Origin of the sequence: Psychrobacillus sp. FSL K6-1267 (assembly GCF_038003265.1) — a bacterium.
GTDB lineage: Bacteria > Bacillota > Bacilli > Bacillales_A > Planococcaceae > Psychrobacillus > Psychrobacillus faecigallinarum.
Genome location: NZ_JBBOOR010000001.1, coordinates 3,916,658 through 3,930,955, shown reverse-complemented (window position 1 = coordinate 3,930,955; position 14,298 = coordinate 3,916,658). Strand labels below are relative to the sequence as shown.

Annotated in this window: 16 protein-coding genes and 1 pseudogene; 10 read left to right on the top strand and 7 right to left on the bottom strand. The window is 36.4% G+C overall.

Going from position 1 to position 14,298, the window contains the following annotated elements:
- The first annotated feature begins 158 nt into the window (after window positions 1-158).
- From MHB55_RS20145 to MHB55_RS20115, 7 genes and pseudogenes are all read left to right on the top strand, one after another.
- Window positions 159-1,349 carry a YhgE/Pip domain-containing protein gene (locus tag MHB55_RS20145; RefSeq protein ID WP_340863898.1) on the top strand — a complete coding sequence of 397 codons (1,191 nt, stop codon included), beginning with the start codon at window positions 159-161 and terminating at the stop codon, window positions 1,347-1,349.
- Window positions 1,350-1,393: 44 nt separating this feature from the next.
- Window positions 1,394-1,933, top strand: a complete 540-nt coding sequence (locus MHB55_RS20140; RefSeq protein WP_151112185.1) for a PadR family transcriptional regulator — start codon at window positions 1,394-1,396, stop codon at window positions 1,931-1,933.
- 72 nt (window positions 1,934-2,005) lie between these two features.
- Window positions 2,006-2,212 (top strand): annotated as a pseudogene (locus tag MHB55_RS20135) (GntR family transcriptional regulator); the annotation flags it as partial.
- A gap of 260 nt (window positions 2,213-2,472) precedes the next feature.
- A complete protein-coding gene (locus tag MHB55_RS20130; protein ID WP_144541155.1) occupies window positions 2,473-2,943 on the top strand; it encodes a YjdJ family protein in 471 nt (156 codons plus the stop codon).
- Window positions 2,944-2,958: 15 nt separating this feature from the next.
- Complete coding sequence (locus MHB55_RS20125; protein WP_191697561.1) at window positions 2,959-3,315, top strand: peptide ABC transporter permease; 357 nt, start codon at window positions 2,959-2,961, stop codon at window positions 3,313-3,315.
- A 264-nt stretch (window positions 3,316-3,579) separates the two neighbouring features.
- Entirely contained in the window at window positions 3,580-4,527 is a 948-nt protein-coding gene (locus MHB55_RS20120) for a cation diffusion facilitator family transporter (protein ID WP_144541159.1), read from the top strand.
- Between the two features lie 21 nt (window positions 4,528-4,548).
- On the top strand, window positions 4,549-4,854 hold the full coding sequence (locus MHB55_RS20115; protein ID WP_144541161.1) for an ArsR/SmtB family transcription factor: 306 nt from the start codon (window positions 4,549-4,551) through the stop codon (window positions 4,852-4,854).
- 50 nt (window positions 4,855-4,904) lie between these two features.
- Here MHB55_RS20115 and MHB55_RS20110 read toward each other — a convergent pair whose 3' ends face one another.
- The 7 genes from MHB55_RS20110 to MHB55_RS20080 all read right to left on the bottom strand — a co-directional run bounded on the left by MHB55_RS20110 (window position 4,905) and on the right by MHB55_RS20080 (window position 11,650).
- Window positions 4,905-5,648, bottom strand: a complete 744-nt coding sequence (locus tag MHB55_RS20110; protein WP_191697560.1) for a hypothetical protein — start codon at window positions 5,646-5,648, stop codon at window positions 4,905-4,907.
- A gap of 115 nt (window positions 5,649-5,763) precedes the next feature.
- Window positions 5,764-7,206 (bottom strand): right-handed parallel beta-helix repeat-containing protein, encoded by a 1,443-nt coding sequence (locus tag MHB55_RS20105; protein ID WP_340863897.1) that lies wholly within the window; start codon window positions 7,204-7,206, stop codon window positions 5,764-5,766.
- A gap of 238 nt (window positions 7,207-7,444) precedes the next feature.
- Window positions 7,445-7,639 (bottom strand): alpha/beta-type small acid-soluble spore protein, encoded by a 195-nt coding sequence (locus MHB55_RS20100; protein WP_154312099.1) that lies wholly within the window; start codon window positions 7,637-7,639, stop codon window positions 7,445-7,447.
- Between the two features lie 122 nt (window positions 7,640-7,761).
- Window positions 7,762-8,061 carry a hypothetical protein gene (locus tag MHB55_RS20095; RefSeq protein WP_154312100.1) on the bottom strand — a complete coding sequence of 100 codons (300 nt, stop codon included), beginning with the start codon at window positions 8,059-8,061 and terminating at the stop codon, window positions 7,762-7,764.
- 224 nt (window positions 8,062-8,285) lie between these two features.
- Window positions 8,286-9,689 carry a DHA2 family efflux MFS transporter permease subunit gene (locus MHB55_RS20090; protein WP_144541171.1) on the bottom strand — a complete coding sequence of 468 codons (1,404 nt, stop codon included), beginning with the start codon at window positions 9,687-9,689 and terminating at the stop codon, window positions 8,286-8,288.
- Window positions 9,690-10,308: 619 nt separating this feature from the next.
- Window positions 10,309-11,316, bottom strand: coding sequence for an HAAS signaling domain-containing protein (locus tag MHB55_RS20085; protein ID WP_340863896.1), 1,008 nt, complete (start codon window positions 11,314-11,316; stop codon window positions 10,309-10,311).
- The gene (locus tag MHB55_RS20080) at window positions 11,303-11,650 is read right to left on the bottom strand and encodes a PadR family transcriptional regulator (RefSeq protein ID WP_144541174.1); all 348 of its coding nucleotides are present in this window, start codon (window positions 11,648-11,650) and stop codon (window positions 11,303-11,305) included. Before MHB55_RS20080 ends, MHB55_RS20085 begins: the two co-directional genes overlap by 14 nt.
- Window positions 11,651-11,930: 280 nt before the next feature.
- Between MHB55_RS20080 and MHB55_RS20075 the strand changes: the two genes are divergently transcribed.
- The 3 genes from MHB55_RS20075 to MHB55_RS20065 all read left to right on the top strand — a co-directional run bounded on the left by MHB55_RS20075 (window position 11,931) and on the right by MHB55_RS20065 (window position 14,222).
- On the top strand, window positions 11,931-12,692 hold the full coding sequence (locus MHB55_RS20075) for a glucose 1-dehydrogenase (RefSeq protein ID WP_340863895.1): 762 nt from the start codon (window positions 11,931-11,933) through the stop codon (window positions 12,690-12,692).
- A 143-nt stretch (window positions 12,693-12,835) separates the two neighbouring features.
- Complete coding sequence (locus MHB55_RS20070) at window positions 12,836-13,645, top strand: undecaprenyl-diphosphate phosphatase (protein ID WP_191697557.1); 810 nt, start codon at window positions 12,836-12,838, stop codon at window positions 13,643-13,645.
- 190 nt (window positions 13,646-13,835) lie between these two features.
- Window positions 13,836-14,222 (top strand): Hsp20/alpha crystallin family protein, encoded by a 387-nt coding sequence (locus tag MHB55_RS20065; RefSeq protein WP_191697556.1) that lies wholly within the window; start codon window positions 13,836-13,838, stop codon window positions 14,220-14,222.
- Window positions 14,223-14,298 lie beyond the last annotated feature (76 nt).

Genomic DNA, 14,298 nt, shown 5'->3' with positions numbered 1-14,298 from the left:
TTTATCGCAAGAATATGTAAAAGAGAGCTTTTTCATTTGCCTATCTAAAAATAAAGGATTATACTAACAAAGTTATATAATTAAAGTACTTTAATCAAAGTACTTTATTTGAAGTATATATGAAATTAATTTTATTTGAAAGAAGGAAAATTAAACACATGAAGTTTACACAATTTTTGAAAACAAAGGGAGCTATTGCTTCTATTTTTATGGGGATATTTTATGCAGTTGCAATGCTAGGTATCTTTTTACCTGGGTATACGGCTATTCCAGGTAATATCGATAAACTACCTATAGCGATTGTTAATGATGATGCTGGGGAATACGGTACGATGATTGCCGATCAGCTAAAAGAAAATTTACCTTTTGAAGAGGTTAAAACAGATCTAACCAATAAAAGAGCATTAGAACAATTAGAGGAGAATGAAATTACTCTAGTAGTGCACATTCCAAAAACATTTTCAGCAGATATGGAAAACGGTGAAGTATCATCCAGTATTGATTTCACAGTAAATGAAGCAGGAGCAACGGTTGTTTCATCCTCTATGACATCTATTGTTACGCAAATAAACAATCAGTTAAGCGCTCAATTTTCGCAGCAAACAGCACAGGGAGTATTAATGAACTTTAATGTGCCGGAGGAGCAAGCTGCTGATATGGCAAAAATGATTGAAACTTCTTATGTTGGAAACGTAGTGACTATAAATGACATTCCAGATGGTATGCATAACAATATGTTACCTATGTTCTTAACGATGGCTGGTTATGTAGGTGCAATGATTGCAGCAATGCAATTAGTAGCTTCCTTTAACGAAAGTCGTGGGAAAGCGAGTAAAACTCGTTTATTCGTATATGTGCAATTGACTGCGTTAATAATCGCAGTATTAGCAGGATTAGCATCAATGGGTATTGCTTATCTAGTAAATGAACCAAGTGGAGAACTATTCTTAAGTCTTTTCGGACAGCAAGTTTTAAACTACATGGTTGCCTTCAATTTTACAGCAATGTTTATATTCCTAGTTGGAGAGGGTGGTATGATTCTCAACATACCAGTGCTTCTTGTACAAACAATTGCTAATGGCGCTACAATTACAAGAGACATGATGTATGGTCCGTATGAATGGGTAAGTTATATTTCGCCTATGTATTACTCTGTCCAAGCATACTTTGCTAATATGTATAGTAGTATTAGTCCAGCGCCTTTTGTATGGGGTATGGTTGCAGTAGGTTTAGGGGCAATGCTAATTAATATTTTGCTTGTTGCCTTCGTCCATAAAAAAGTTCCATTAGAAGCTTCTTTGGTAGAGGATACAAAGGATGTTATAAATAATACTGAAATTACTGTATGATTTTGCTACAATGAATATAATTCTTGCCAAAGGAGCGGTACTATATGGCAATTCAAATATATATTTTGGGTAAATTAATGCAGGATAATAACTATCCATATAAATTAAAAAAAGAGCTTTCAGAGCCTATCCCCTTTGACCAATTAGGCGGAGTTACAGAAAGCAAACTGTACTATCACTTTGAATCGTTAGTAAAGCAAGGGCTAATAGAGCCAGTAGAAATTATTAAGGAAGAACATCGACCAGATAAACAAGTATTTGCTATTACTGATAAAGGTAGAGAAGCCTTACCACAAAAGATTTATCAATTATTTGGGAATGCCGATACAATTAGCGGAATGGTTATTGCGTTAGCGAACATTGAATACGTGGATCGAGAAAAAGTGATTGAGTTACTTTATCAAAAACTAGCTAGAATCAAAGAACATTGGGCTCATATTAAGGATTTGGAAATTAAAGTACAGTTATCGGAAGAAAAAGAGCATTTAGTAAAGTATCTTGGAGAATATTTTTCAAGTAAAAAAGAGCATACTACGTATTGGCTCGAGGAGTTAATTAAAAGAATTGAAAGAAATGAAATATAAAATAAGGGTTATTCAGCTATGGAAATGGCTGAATAACCCTTTTTCTTATGAAATACATTTATGGTTTTTTGCATACAAATTATTATTTCAAACAATTCAAAGGAACCAATTTACGAGCAAATTTACTTGCAGATTAAAAAACTAATCCTTACAGGTGAATTAAAGAAAGGGCAGTCCCTACCTTCTATGCGACAGCTTGCAAAGGATTTAGACATTAGCGTTATTACAACTAAGCGGGCGTATGAATTGGAGAAGAATGGCTTTATTTATTCCATAGTGATATAATTTGTAATACTTTTAAAGATTTTTCAAGACTCTATTCCAAGGATTACCGAACCAATAACAAATACGGTTGTTCTAGTTGGTTTTGTAATTTTAGCAATTGTGGTTGGTATATCGCAACTAACAAGAAGTAGTGATTAGTAAGCCAAAAATTTTATAATACTTGGATAAAAAGCTGTTTAGACTTATTGGGCAGTTTTTTTATTCATTATAAGGGAAATAATGTTAATATAGATTAAAATGGAGGTGAGAAGTTTTTGAAACAATTGATTCAAGCAGGTTTAGCTATAATGGTTTTAGTATTTTCTACAATCGCAGCTTGGTATGAAGGGAGTACGCTTATACACTCTACATGGGAATGGAAGCATACTGCTATTTTTTCGAAGTGGATCAATGGATCTGTAAACCATGCGAATGATATTTTGACAATAGATTATTTTATATATGCTGCTAAATTCGCTCCTGCCTACCCTTTGGCTATGCTTGTAAGTGGAACGTACTTACTTATCCTTATTGGTTTCGTTTTATTTAAGGGTAATACTCGGCCATTTTATTATTTTTTAGCTTGTGTTGGGATTATGTCCTTGGTCCTGTGTAGTTTAGTATCAGGTTCACCAACGACGGGTTTAAAAATGCTTTTTAATACCTCTTTATTATTAGGTATCTTAGCTGTTGTTATTTCACTTACATTCGTTATTAAAAACAATAATAAAGAAATTACAAACTAAATTGGAGATTTCCTTATGAGTATTTCAGAAATACTGATTATTTCTTTAGTTTATGGCGGTTTATTTATATATTTATCGACAGTTTTCAGTACAAAAAATAAGAGACGCAACAACGCTTTAACAAGTATAACCCTTAAGAATACGTTATTATTTGTGCTATACAACTTTACTATTTCATGTGTATGGTCAATGTTTAAAGCAGAAGAAGCACATAGGAACGAACATAGTGGGTTGAAGGAAGTCAGCCTCAATGCACCTGCCTTATTGTTTATAGCCGGTGTAACCTTATATTCTCTATTACTTTTTTTGCTGAGCAGATATTTGATAACAAAAGGGAGAGGCCAATATAGGCGCAAAATGAAATACCGATAAAGCAAAGGAGCAGATACTTCATTAGTAAAGGTTTCTTTTTTTTGGCAACTCCTTGGTTTTATTTGGCTTCAGCAACGGTGATGGTTTATGGCTCACCCTACGAATGCGTCACTCTAGAAAGGAGATTTATCCCATAATTAAATTTTCTTCTTTGATTAATTCAACCCGTTTACAAAATATTGAAGATAGTATACTATGTATATATGAATATATAATCATATATTAGTTTTATTGTTTATATTAAGGGGAAGGAGAGGATTTATTATGGCCGATCAACATAATCACACACATAGTTCCAACAAAAAGGTATTGCTCATTTCATTCTTTGTTATCTTCACCTATATGATTATTGAGGCAGTAGGAGGATATCTGACCAATAGCTTGGCCCTGCTGTCGGATGCGGGACATATGCTAAGCGATGCAGTTTCTTTGGCTATTGCTTTATTAGCTTTTACTTTTGGAGAAAAAGCAGCAAATATGAACAAAACGTATGGCTATAAGCGTTTTGAGATTTTAGCAGCTGTGTTAAACGGCATTACTCTAATGGCAATCGCATTCTTTATCTTTTACGAGGCAATTGTTAGATTTGCCAATCCTCCGGAGGTAGCTACAACCGGAATGCTAATTATTAGTTGTATTGGATTAGCAGTTAATATTTTTGTAGCATGGTTTATGATGCGAGGCGGTGACACGGAAGACAACTTAAATATGCGAGGAGCATTTCTACATGTTATCAGCGATATGCTAGGCTCGGTCGGTGCTATTATAGCTGCCTTACTTATCATGTTCTTTGGTTGGGGATGGGCTGATCCATTAGCAAGTGTGATTGTAGCAGCACTTGTTTTAAGAAGTGGATACTTTGTAACAAAAGCTTCTCTTCATGTTCTAATGGAAGGAACGCCACAAAACGTAGATATGAATGTTATTGTTCAAACGATTGAGCAAAACTCTGAGATAAAAGGGGTTCATGATTTACACACTTGGTCCATTACTAGTGGACTGAATGCACTTTCTTGCCATGCGGTAGTTAGTGAAGACATGACAGTTGCTGAGGGTGAAAAACTACTGCAGAAAATAGAGCATGATCTAGCCCATCAAAATATACAGCATGTCACTATTCAATTGGAAACAGAATTCCATAAGCATGATTGTTCCATTCTTTGTACAACTAAAGCTGAGGACACAGGTGCACATCACCACCATCATCATTAATCATAAATAGGAGGGTATGAAATGGAGGAAAAATTACAGCATGAGTTAGACGATGAAACGCTATTCGTCGTATCTCAGACTTTTAAAGCATTAAGTGATCCCACTCGTATTCGTATATTAAATTTTTTATGCTGTGAGGAACATTCAGTAAACGAAATCGCAGAGGCATTAAATTTAGGGCAAACAACCGTTTCTCACCAGCTACGATTTTTAAAAAATTTACGCTTAGTAAAATTTAGACGTGAGGGGACTACCTTGTATTATTCAAGTGATGATGATCATGTGATGAATTTACTACACCAGGCAGTGGATCATGCAAAGCATTAATATGTAAAACCTCACTATATCGAATAGTGAGGTTTTTTGTGTGCGATGACTTAATTTTTCACATCGCTGATGATGTCTCTTACTGCTGGAATCGTGCGATGGCTGTACTTTTTCACCAGTTCATAGTACTCGTTTAAGCCGCCGAACTCGGACTGTTTCCAGTCTGCAATTCGTTTCGCAGCGATATGCTCCGCGTGCTTTGCTTCTAGGTCTAAACGAAGTCTGCGCGCCTCTGCATTGGTTTTCATGGCTTGGCTGCCTGATTTGTATGCATTTTTGTACATTTGGTCCTCAACTGCCAGCTCTTTCACGCTAGGGAACAGGCTGAATCGGTTGACTCGTGTACGGTAGTGATCCATCATGATGAATGCTTTGTCATGCTTCGGGTTCGCCGATAGATTGATAATAGCAATTGTCTTCTGGTTGATATTGTAGTGCGTCACCAATGTTTTGACGTTGAAGTATGCCATATGGTCACTGATTTTGCGTATAGTGAAGAATAAACAGATGGCGTAGACGGTGAATAGCAATAGAATGCCACGGTTTGGAACCGTGTAACCGTCGATTAACTCTTTCGCAATGCTGTGGATAACGAACAGTAAGCCGTGAAGGAATAGTGCAGGCGTCATGTGCCACACGCTGTTTCGGATGAAAGTCCACACGATCATCGGAATACTTGTTTGAAAATTGACTCCCATTTTGAGTCCCGGACGCGCAACACGTCTATGTTTTGTGTGGCGATTGTTCTTTTTGTTCTCTAATTTGATGTCTCTGATATTTAGGTTAAGCATCATTGTATTCACCTCTTTTACCTTTTAATTTTTGGTTTATTATAGTCCGACGCTATTTGCACTGTGCGTCTCTTGTTCTTCGGTGAAACCTTCATGTATCAATTGGCTATTTGTTTTATTATTTTACATACGTAACATGACTACCAGTTCCACCAGCAATAGGTAGTTTAAAGGTATTTGTATTCGTGCCAATTTTCAGCTTTACATTAATTTTAGTGGATATGTTAATCCCACGGACAGATACATATTTGTTTGATAACTTACCATCACCAGTTAGGACGTTTTGTGAGATGGTTCCTTCGTTATTAGTAGAGCGTATTGCAATAGCAGCAGGTACTACGTACTTCTTGTCCTGTACATCCTGAATTTTATTTTTAGTAATTAAAAACTGATTATTATGGGTGTTGATACTAATACCATTAGCGAAGCTATTCTTCAAGGTATTTTCTTTTATTATTAAATCTTTCGTAAACTTGGCACAGATTGCACCCGAGATACTGCTTCCTTCTTTCCCTGCATTTGTTAATTGGTTACCGCTTATCGTAAAACCACTGGCATAATCTGACGTTGATCCGGCAACAATAATGCCACAACCTTTGCCGATTCCTTCGATTTGGTTACCTTTTGCCGTTGAGCGCTGTGTACCAAATATTCCTTTTTTGCCATCACCTGTCGCATTAACAAACGCTATACCGACTTTCGCGTTTCTTATTTTATTATGGTTAAACGTAATATTTTCTCCACCATGCGTGTCTAACGCTTCCCATAATGGGATATCTTCTATGGTGCTATTTGTTACCGAGCTGTCTTTGCTTCGTGGATATTGTATCAGGTCACTCTTAGAACCTCGCCTAGAAAAGAACACACCATATGCATTTCCGTTGGTTCCCGGAGCAATAGCTTTAACATGGCTCTTATCTACGTTGAAATTACTAACAGAGAATCCGCCAATGCCTGCATAGCCGATGTCCTCAATTTTTGTATTTGTAACAGTCACATTGTCTGCAAATTCGGCTTTAATGCCATAAAAACCGATGTCATGAATAAAGCTATCATGAATAACAATATTTTTAGCATAATTCGCTGAATTCGCGCCATTAATGTTTATTCCGATACCCTTTACACCAGCATCTTTGTTGCCTGCGCCCTGTATTTCTAAACCGTATATCTTCACCCCGCTACCTATCGTTAGCAGTGTCGTGTGCTTTTTATCATTATAAATTTTAGAACCATAACCAATAATAGTTGTATTATCAGGAACTTTTAATCCGCTCACCTTAAACGAACTACCATATGGTAATACAACAATTTTACCGGCTCCGAGGTTCAATGCATCTTGTAGTCTTTCAATCTCATCCGCAGTTTCTACAAGTACAACTTTGTCTTTATTACTATCTGAAATGCCAAGTTCAAGTCCAAGTTTAGCCTTTTCTGATATTTCTTTTCCTAACGTATTGATATCATGGGATTCCGCGTTCACTTTCACATCTGCACTGACACCAATAGTCAGCACCATAATAATTGCTAAAATACTGGTAAATAATACTCTCGATAATCCCATCATTTTTATCGTCCTCATTCATCTTTTAATTTTTGGTTTATTTATATTCATGCCTTTTATCGGACATGGCGGTACAAAGTATCGCATCAGGTCATCTTTAGGTGGGAGAAAAAAACCACTCCACTTTTAAAAAAAAGTAGGTCTTAATCACTTGGACACAGACTATTTATCGGATTTTTAAACCACATATTTACATAAAAACAAAAAAAGCCCCGTCATAAACGGGGCGTGAGTCTTCTTATTTACCGCGTAGTTGCGTTTGTGCTTGACGCACTAAACGTTTCGTTATTTCTCCACCCACAGAGCCGTTTTGACGAGACGATGCGACTGCGCCGAGTGTTACACCGAATTCTGATGCAATTTCTGCCTTCATGCTATCTAGCGCTTGCTTTGCACCGGGAACAACGAGTTGGTTTGAGTTAGAGGTAGCCATTATTTATGTCTCCTTTGTGTGCATCATCAAGATGATTTTTCATCTTGTGCTGTTCAGTATGCTCCTGTTTTTTGCGATTATTCCTTCTCTACACGTTTATAAAAAAAAGAACCCCCACGGCGCTATGCCGAAGCGTTATATTTTGGGTTAAGTTGGGTGTCAATCAGCGATTCGATGTATTCGTTGTAGTCGGAATAATCGAAGTCCGATAGCTGTTCGACGATTTTTGCCACATGAATCTGATTGCGCTGTTCATCTGTCAAGTCCGCATAGGCGTCAACAACGACTTGTACGTCCTCGTATCTGTGTTGGTTGTCATGACGGTCTCTTTCGACGACCTCCATTTGTGTGTCCTTTTGAGCAAAGGCAAACGTTTCTGCTGCCTCTTTGGTTTCAAATTGGGCGATAACGTAATACGACATGTGATACGACTAGGTATTCCAAGAACATATTAGACAATCCCGAACGAATGTAGATCTATCATCTGCGGAGATGAAGGAAGTATCTTACATGGAGCAGAATGGTTTGATGGATGAAAAAGCTCTAATGAAAGACAAAATATATACTTTGATTATCTGTATTTTATATATAAATATTAAAAACTCCCGTAAAAAGTTCATTTTACGGGAGTTTTCAGCTTTTTCTATTAAGCTTTTAGCTTTACTTCTCCTGGCTTTTTCATGAATAGAGAAAGAACAAGGTTTACGATTGCTAAGATCAACCCAAGAGTGAATACGAATGATGACCCGGAAGCAGTTGCTTCTGCTAAGTTATCATTAACAGTTGATAAGTAACTGTCTTGTTTTGCTGATAACAGAGAAACCATAATAGCGATACCCATTGCCCCCGCTACCTGCTGAACAGTTTGAGTCAATGCAATGCCGTCTGGATAATATTCTCTTGGTAAAGAATTTAGTGTATTTGTTTGCGTAGAAGCTAGTACCATACCAATACCAAGCATCATGATAATATGTGTGACAACTATTAACCAAGTAGCCGTATCAGTACCAAATGAAGCATAAAGAATATATCCAATGACAACAAAAATAGTACCTGGTGTTATAACAGCTTTTGGACCAAACTTATCAAACATACGTCCAATTGTAGGTGCTAAAATACAATTTAATAAGCTACCCGGCAATAAAACAAGGCCAGTAGTGAAGGCAAGCATTAATAATCCCATTTGCATATACATCGGTAAAACAACTAGTAATGACAGCATATTAAAGAATGTGATAAAACTCATTACTACTCCAAGGATGAAAAGAGGGTATTTAAATGCTTTTAAATTCAGCATTGGATTTTCCATTTTCATTTGACGTATGGAGAAAAGTATTAATGCAATAATCCCGACAATAATCGAGGTAATAACAATTGTACTTGTCCAACCATGCTCTCCAGCGACACTCACTCCATAAACAACTCCACCAAATCCAATAGTTGAAAGAATTACAGATAGAATATCGATAGAAACTTTACGTATTTCGTTAACGTTAGGCAAGAATAGATAGCCGAATACGGCAGAGAACACTAAGAAAGGAAGGGTTACCCAGAAGATCCACTCCCATGATAATGTATCTAAAATAAGTCCAGCGATTGTTGGCCCTAAAGCTGGTCCTGCTAACATAACTAAGCCCATAACACCCATTGCAGCACCACGTTTGTTAGGAGGGAAGATGGTGAAGATTACATTTTGAGTTAGTGGTAAATTAATCGCTAATCCTGCTGCTTGAATAATACGTCCAACCAATAAAATGCTAAATGTCGGTGATAGAGCGGCTAGAATTGTTCCGATAATTGATAAAGAAATAGAAGTAAGGAACATTTGTCGCGTTGTGAATTTTTGCATCAGAATACCCGTTACTGGCACTAAAATACCTAAAGTTAAAAAGTAGCCCGTGGCTAACCATTGGATGGTTGTTGGTTTAACATCAAATAATGAACTTAAGTCTCCTAAAGCAATATTTAATGCCGTTTCACTAAAAAGCCCGACAAATCCTGCAACTAAAAGAGCAGCCATTATCGGTCCTGTCTTGATCTGTTTATTCATCTTTGTTTGAAACTCCCTCTAAAAATAGATAATCCCCCTAGACATAATCTGTAGGGGAATACTTCTTTGTTTTGTAAACTTAAGTATAATTGACAGGAGCTATATCGAATTCATTCATGAAAATGCAATTCTATTGAAACTCGCTGTTTGTACTTTCCGTTCCATTTTAGAGAAATATGTTATTCACCATTACTGTACAGCTAGCTAGAAACAACACATACTCTTATCTATACGATGTATTAAAAATTTGAAATAATAGTTAGAGAGCTCTATTCATATTCCCTCTTCAAATAAAAAAAGTAATCACTATATGTCGACTATAAGCGATTTTAACATTTCTTTTTACCATTTTTCCTTTTGCTTCGACCGGTCTAGTTGTTACTATAACAAAATAATTTCGAGTGGTGTAAGTGTTTTTTTTCTACTAAATTTCATGGCGTTCACATTTAAGACACATTTAAGATTGAATAAGAATGTTCAATGGTGTGCAGAACGAGGGAAATTGGTCTTGTTTGGGAAGGAGAAGAACGTATACTTCTAAAATGGTCATAAAGTATAAGTGTTCGAGAAAATAGTTAATCCTCCAAACATTATTTGCTTGGAGGAAGAGTATTAATTTTTAAATTTTAGCCTTTTTATAGCTGTCTACTAGCTCCATAATTGTAGAAATGACTACAGATACCACAATGATAATCCATATTATTTCAATTACAGATAGCAACGAGGGGATGTTCATTTCTAAAACTTTTGCCATATAAGGAATCGTAGCCTCGTTATATAAATTAGCATTACTTGTAATGATGATAAAAGTAATAATACTCATCGTATGGATGATTCCATTTACTATAGCAACATTCTTTGTCCATTGACCAACGTTCCACTTGTAAAGAGCCAACCCAATCTCCAGCACAATAAATGCTACTACTAAAGGCCAATAGGATAGTAACATCTGATGGTCAAAAATAGGCATTACTAGCTGTAAGCCGGTACCTTCAGTTGATCTGTATATTCCAACGAGGTGATCAGCGTTCCAATAAATTACTGCCCAGATTACAGTCCACATGATACTAAACACTATTTCTCCGGTAGATATAATTTTTTTTGCTGGGATGATTTGAACATTCTTTAAATCCTCAGGAGTCCAAGGAGTACCTTTCTTCGTTAAAGGTAGGTCATTTTTGGATAGACCAACTCTTTCTACAATGACAAATACTATAGTGACCCAGATAAATATTTGTGAAATAACGTATATGACATTGACGATAATGTCTGTAAAAGTATTAATTATTACCGTTAATACTGCATCTTCTCCATTGAACAGTCCAATGCTTGCAACAACACTTACGATGATACATATAAGGATCGCCCAAGGAAAAATCATTTTTAGTGTCTCTATATAAGCATCGTAAACCTTAGGACCGATTAAATACATTGGCTTGTCACGATAGCTTGCTGCTAAAACAGCAGGGTCATCCATTTTAGCTAATGCTTCTTTAACTTCCTTTTCGGTGTAGTTCTCTGGAAGCATATCTTCAATTGAAAATCTAAGCTCCATTGCAATATCATCTCGTGATTTCTTTGGAAGCCTTCGTGTTACCTCATATACATAAGCATCAATCAAATTCACTGCGTTCATCCCCCTCTAGAAGTGACTTCAATTCTAATGTCATTTTCTCCCACTCTCCTTTTAATTGTTCAAAAACTTCTATGCCATAATCACTTAATACATAATACTTTCTTGGTCTGCTTTCTGTTGTATCCCAGCTGCTTGTTAAAAGATTTTGTTTCTCTAAACGACGAAGTAAAGGATATAGTGTACTTTGTTCAATAGAAACCCCTGCACTTTCTAATCCTTGAACTAAAGAATATCCGTACTGGGGCTTTCGCAATTGACTTAGGACGGCTAAAGGAAGAGTTCCTCTTCTAAGCTCAGTCATGTATGAATCCAACAAATTAACCAATTGTACTCACCTCTTTTTCTATACTGTATATAATACACTAATGTATTACGAATTATAACATATATAGTACTTTATTTTTATTTTTTTATATTGTGTAGGCAGTCTACAAAAAACTTTTTTGTATAAATATAAAACAGATTCAGGTTACTGGGTTTAAAGCTAGTTAATGAATGGAGATAATGGAGTAACTGTTTTTAGATATACTACTCACGTGAAATGTAGTAAATTTGTTATCAGGACAACCTGTACCAAAAATGTAATATAGAAAGGAAGATTAAAGATGAATAGATTACAGAACAAAGTTGCCATAATTACAGGAAGCGGAGCAGGAATTGGCAAGGAAATAGCAACTGCTTATGCAAAAGAAGGAGCTAGTGTAGTGATTGCTGACTTCAACGAAGAAGCTCTGCAATTTACTGTAAGTGAATTAACGGAATCGGGTTATTCTGCTTTTGGCGTAAAAGTGAATATTGCTAACGAGGAAGATGTTCAAAAAATGGTTTCCTCTACAATTGAACATTTTGGACGCATTGATATTTTAGTGAATAATGCAGGTGTTGGAGACAATATGCAGGCTGCTGCTAATGTTGAGGACGATGTATGGAATCGAGTGATGAATATTAATGTAACGGGAGTTATGCGTTGTATACGACAAGTACTCCCTCATTTTGAAAAGAACGGGAGCGGTACGATTGTTAATATGGCATCTTTAGCAGGCGTAATGGGAGGACGCGGTGGTCTAACTTATACTGCGGCGAAGCACGCAGTTGTGGGAATGACTAAAAATGTAGCTTCTCATTATGGTCCACTTGGTATTCGTTCTAATGCAATTGCACCAGGTCACGTTGAAACAGGATTCTCAGCTGCTATGAATAATATCGACCCATTCGGTATGAAGCAATCTACACGTGGTGTCGGAATGATGACTAGAGCTGGGCAGGTTACTGATATATCCAATATTGCTCTGTTCCTGGCTTCTGACGAATCTTCACTTATCAATGGTATTGTAGTAACAGCTGATGGTGGCTGGAGCGCTTATTAATCATAAAAACTCTCTAGATAGCTTCTAGAGAGTTTTTTATTTTGTAATCAATATTACTTTCCTTGTGTTACCTAGCATACAATGGAAACAATCTATATTTTAAGGCGTCTGTATAAATTATAAAACGTTTTATAGGGGGTAAAATGGAAGATTTACTATTTACTTTAAAAATGATTGTTATTGGTCTTGTTCAAGGCTTTACAGAGCCAATCCCGGTTTCATCCAGTGGACATGTGATGATTGCAAGTGAGCTATTAGGACTTGGAGAGCAAGGCTTCACCTTTGCAATACTAACGAATACAGCCTCTTTGCTAGCCATTCTATTAATTTATAGACATGATATTATGAGGCTAGCAACGAACTCAATTTATTATGTAAAAAAGAAAGACACACGTTACAAAAGTGATTTTCGATTTGTACTTTTTATCGTTATAGGAACCATTCCCGCAGGCGTATTAGGAGTTTTATTGAGTGATTGGATAGCTGAAAGTATCAGTATGACGGTAATCGCAATCATGCTTTTCATTACGGGTTTAGCTTTATGGACCATTCGTAATATGAAGGGGACAAAAGGGGAGAAAGATCTAACAACTAAGGATGCTTGGATTGTCGGTCTTGGCCAAGCTGTTGCTTTAACACCAGGTATTAGTAGGTCAGGAGCTACCATTATTTCTTCCATTGCAGTTGGGATGAAACAGGAGACCGCGTTACGATTCTCCTTTATGCTCTATATTCCGATAAGCTTGGGAGGAGTTGTGCTTGGTCTATCAGATTTTATCAATGAGCCTAACAAGGCAGATCTGGCAGTTCCTTATCTAGCAGCATTTATAAGTACATTTATCATGTCCTATTTTGCTATGAGATGGTTTATGGGAATTATGAAAAATGGAAGGCTGCATTATTTTACTTATTATTGCTTCATCGTCGGTATACTATTGTTAATATTCTTCTAATGAGAGTTTATGAGAGCTAGAAATTAGGGGAATGAAGGGTGAGGCAAGAATAACTTCTCTTCATTCGATTAGATGGTTCGCCTAGATGGACGTAATGGATTTGCATATACAAATGGTGAGACTATTTATGGTTATTGTACAAACCAATTGCTCGAAATAATCACCATGAAATAAATAAGGAGGCAAATCAATGTCATTACTGCCATCTGATCCATTTAATCAGCTAACAAATAATATATTTAAAGAAATAGAACGCTTTTTTGCGGAAATTCCTCTTTTTAAAGAACTGCCAATCGGAAGTTTGCGTATGAATGTCCAAGAAACAGAACATGAAGTGGTCGCCATATGTGATATGCCAGGTCTGGAGAAAAATAGTGATATAAAGATTGATGTCATAAATAATATGTTAACGATTAATGGTGTTATTAACCATTTTGCACATACAATCGATCGAAATGCACAGTACATGAGCAGTTTCCATCGTTCCGTGTCACTACCGAGCCCTGTTTCTAAGGAAGGCTTGTCAGTGAATTACCAAAATGGCCAACTAGAGGTTAGGATGCCAAAGCTAAAATAAATGGCAGAAAGAGGAGCTCTCAATATGTTGAGATGCTCCTCTTAGACTTTAAACACAACCATTATTCTTCTAAAAG

Excerpts from the sequence above, each read along its gene's own strand:
- MHB55_RS20145 (WP_340863898.1), top strand. The coding sequence starts at position 159 with ATGAAGTTTACACAATTTTTGAAAACAAAGGGAGCTATTGCTTCTATT.
- MHB55_RS20140 (WP_151112185.1), top strand. The coding sequence starts at position 1,394 with ATGGCAATTCAAATATATATTTTGGGTAAATTAATGCAGGATAATAAC.
- MHB55_RS20125 (WP_191697561.1), top strand. The coding sequence starts at position 2,959 with ATGAGTATTTCAGAAATACTGATTATTTCTTTAGTTTATGGCGGTTTA.
- MHB55_RS20120 (WP_144541159.1), top strand. The coding sequence starts at position 3,580 with ATGGCCGATCAACATAATCACACACATAGTTCCAACAAAAAGGTATTG.
- MHB55_RS20115 (WP_144541161.1), top strand. The coding sequence starts at position 4,549 with ATGGAGGAAAAATTACAGCATGAGTTAGACGATGAAACGCTATTCGTC.
- MHB55_RS20110 (WP_191697560.1), bottom strand. The coding sequence starts at position 5,648 with ATGATGCTTAACCTAAATATCAGAGACATCAAATTAGAGAACAAAAAG.
- MHB55_RS20105 (WP_340863897.1), bottom strand. The coding sequence starts at position 7,206 with ATGGGATTATCGAGAGTATTATTTACCAGTATTTTAGCAATTATTATG.
- MHB55_RS20100 (WP_154312099.1), bottom strand. The coding sequence starts at position 7,639 with ATGGCTACCTCTAACTCAAACCAACTCGTTGTTCCCGGTGCAAAGCAA.
- MHB55_RS20095 (WP_154312100.1), bottom strand. The coding sequence starts at position 8,061 with ATGTCGTATTACGTTATCGCCCAATTTGAAACCAAAGAGGCAGCAGAA.
- MHB55_RS20090 (WP_144541171.1), bottom strand. The coding sequence starts at position 9,689 with ATGAATAAACAGATCAAGACAGGACCGATAATGGCTGCTCTTTTAGTT.
- MHB55_RS20075 (WP_340863895.1), top strand. The coding sequence starts at position 11,931 with ATGAATAGATTACAGAACAAAGTTGCCATAATTACAGGAAGCGGAGCA.
- MHB55_RS20070 (WP_191697557.1), top strand. The coding sequence starts at position 12,836 with ATGGAAGATTTACTATTTACTTTAAAAATGATTGTTATTGGTCTTGTT.
- MHB55_RS20065 (WP_191697556.1), top strand. The coding sequence starts at position 13,836 with ATGTCATTACTGCCATCTGATCCATTTAATCAGCTAACAAATAATATA.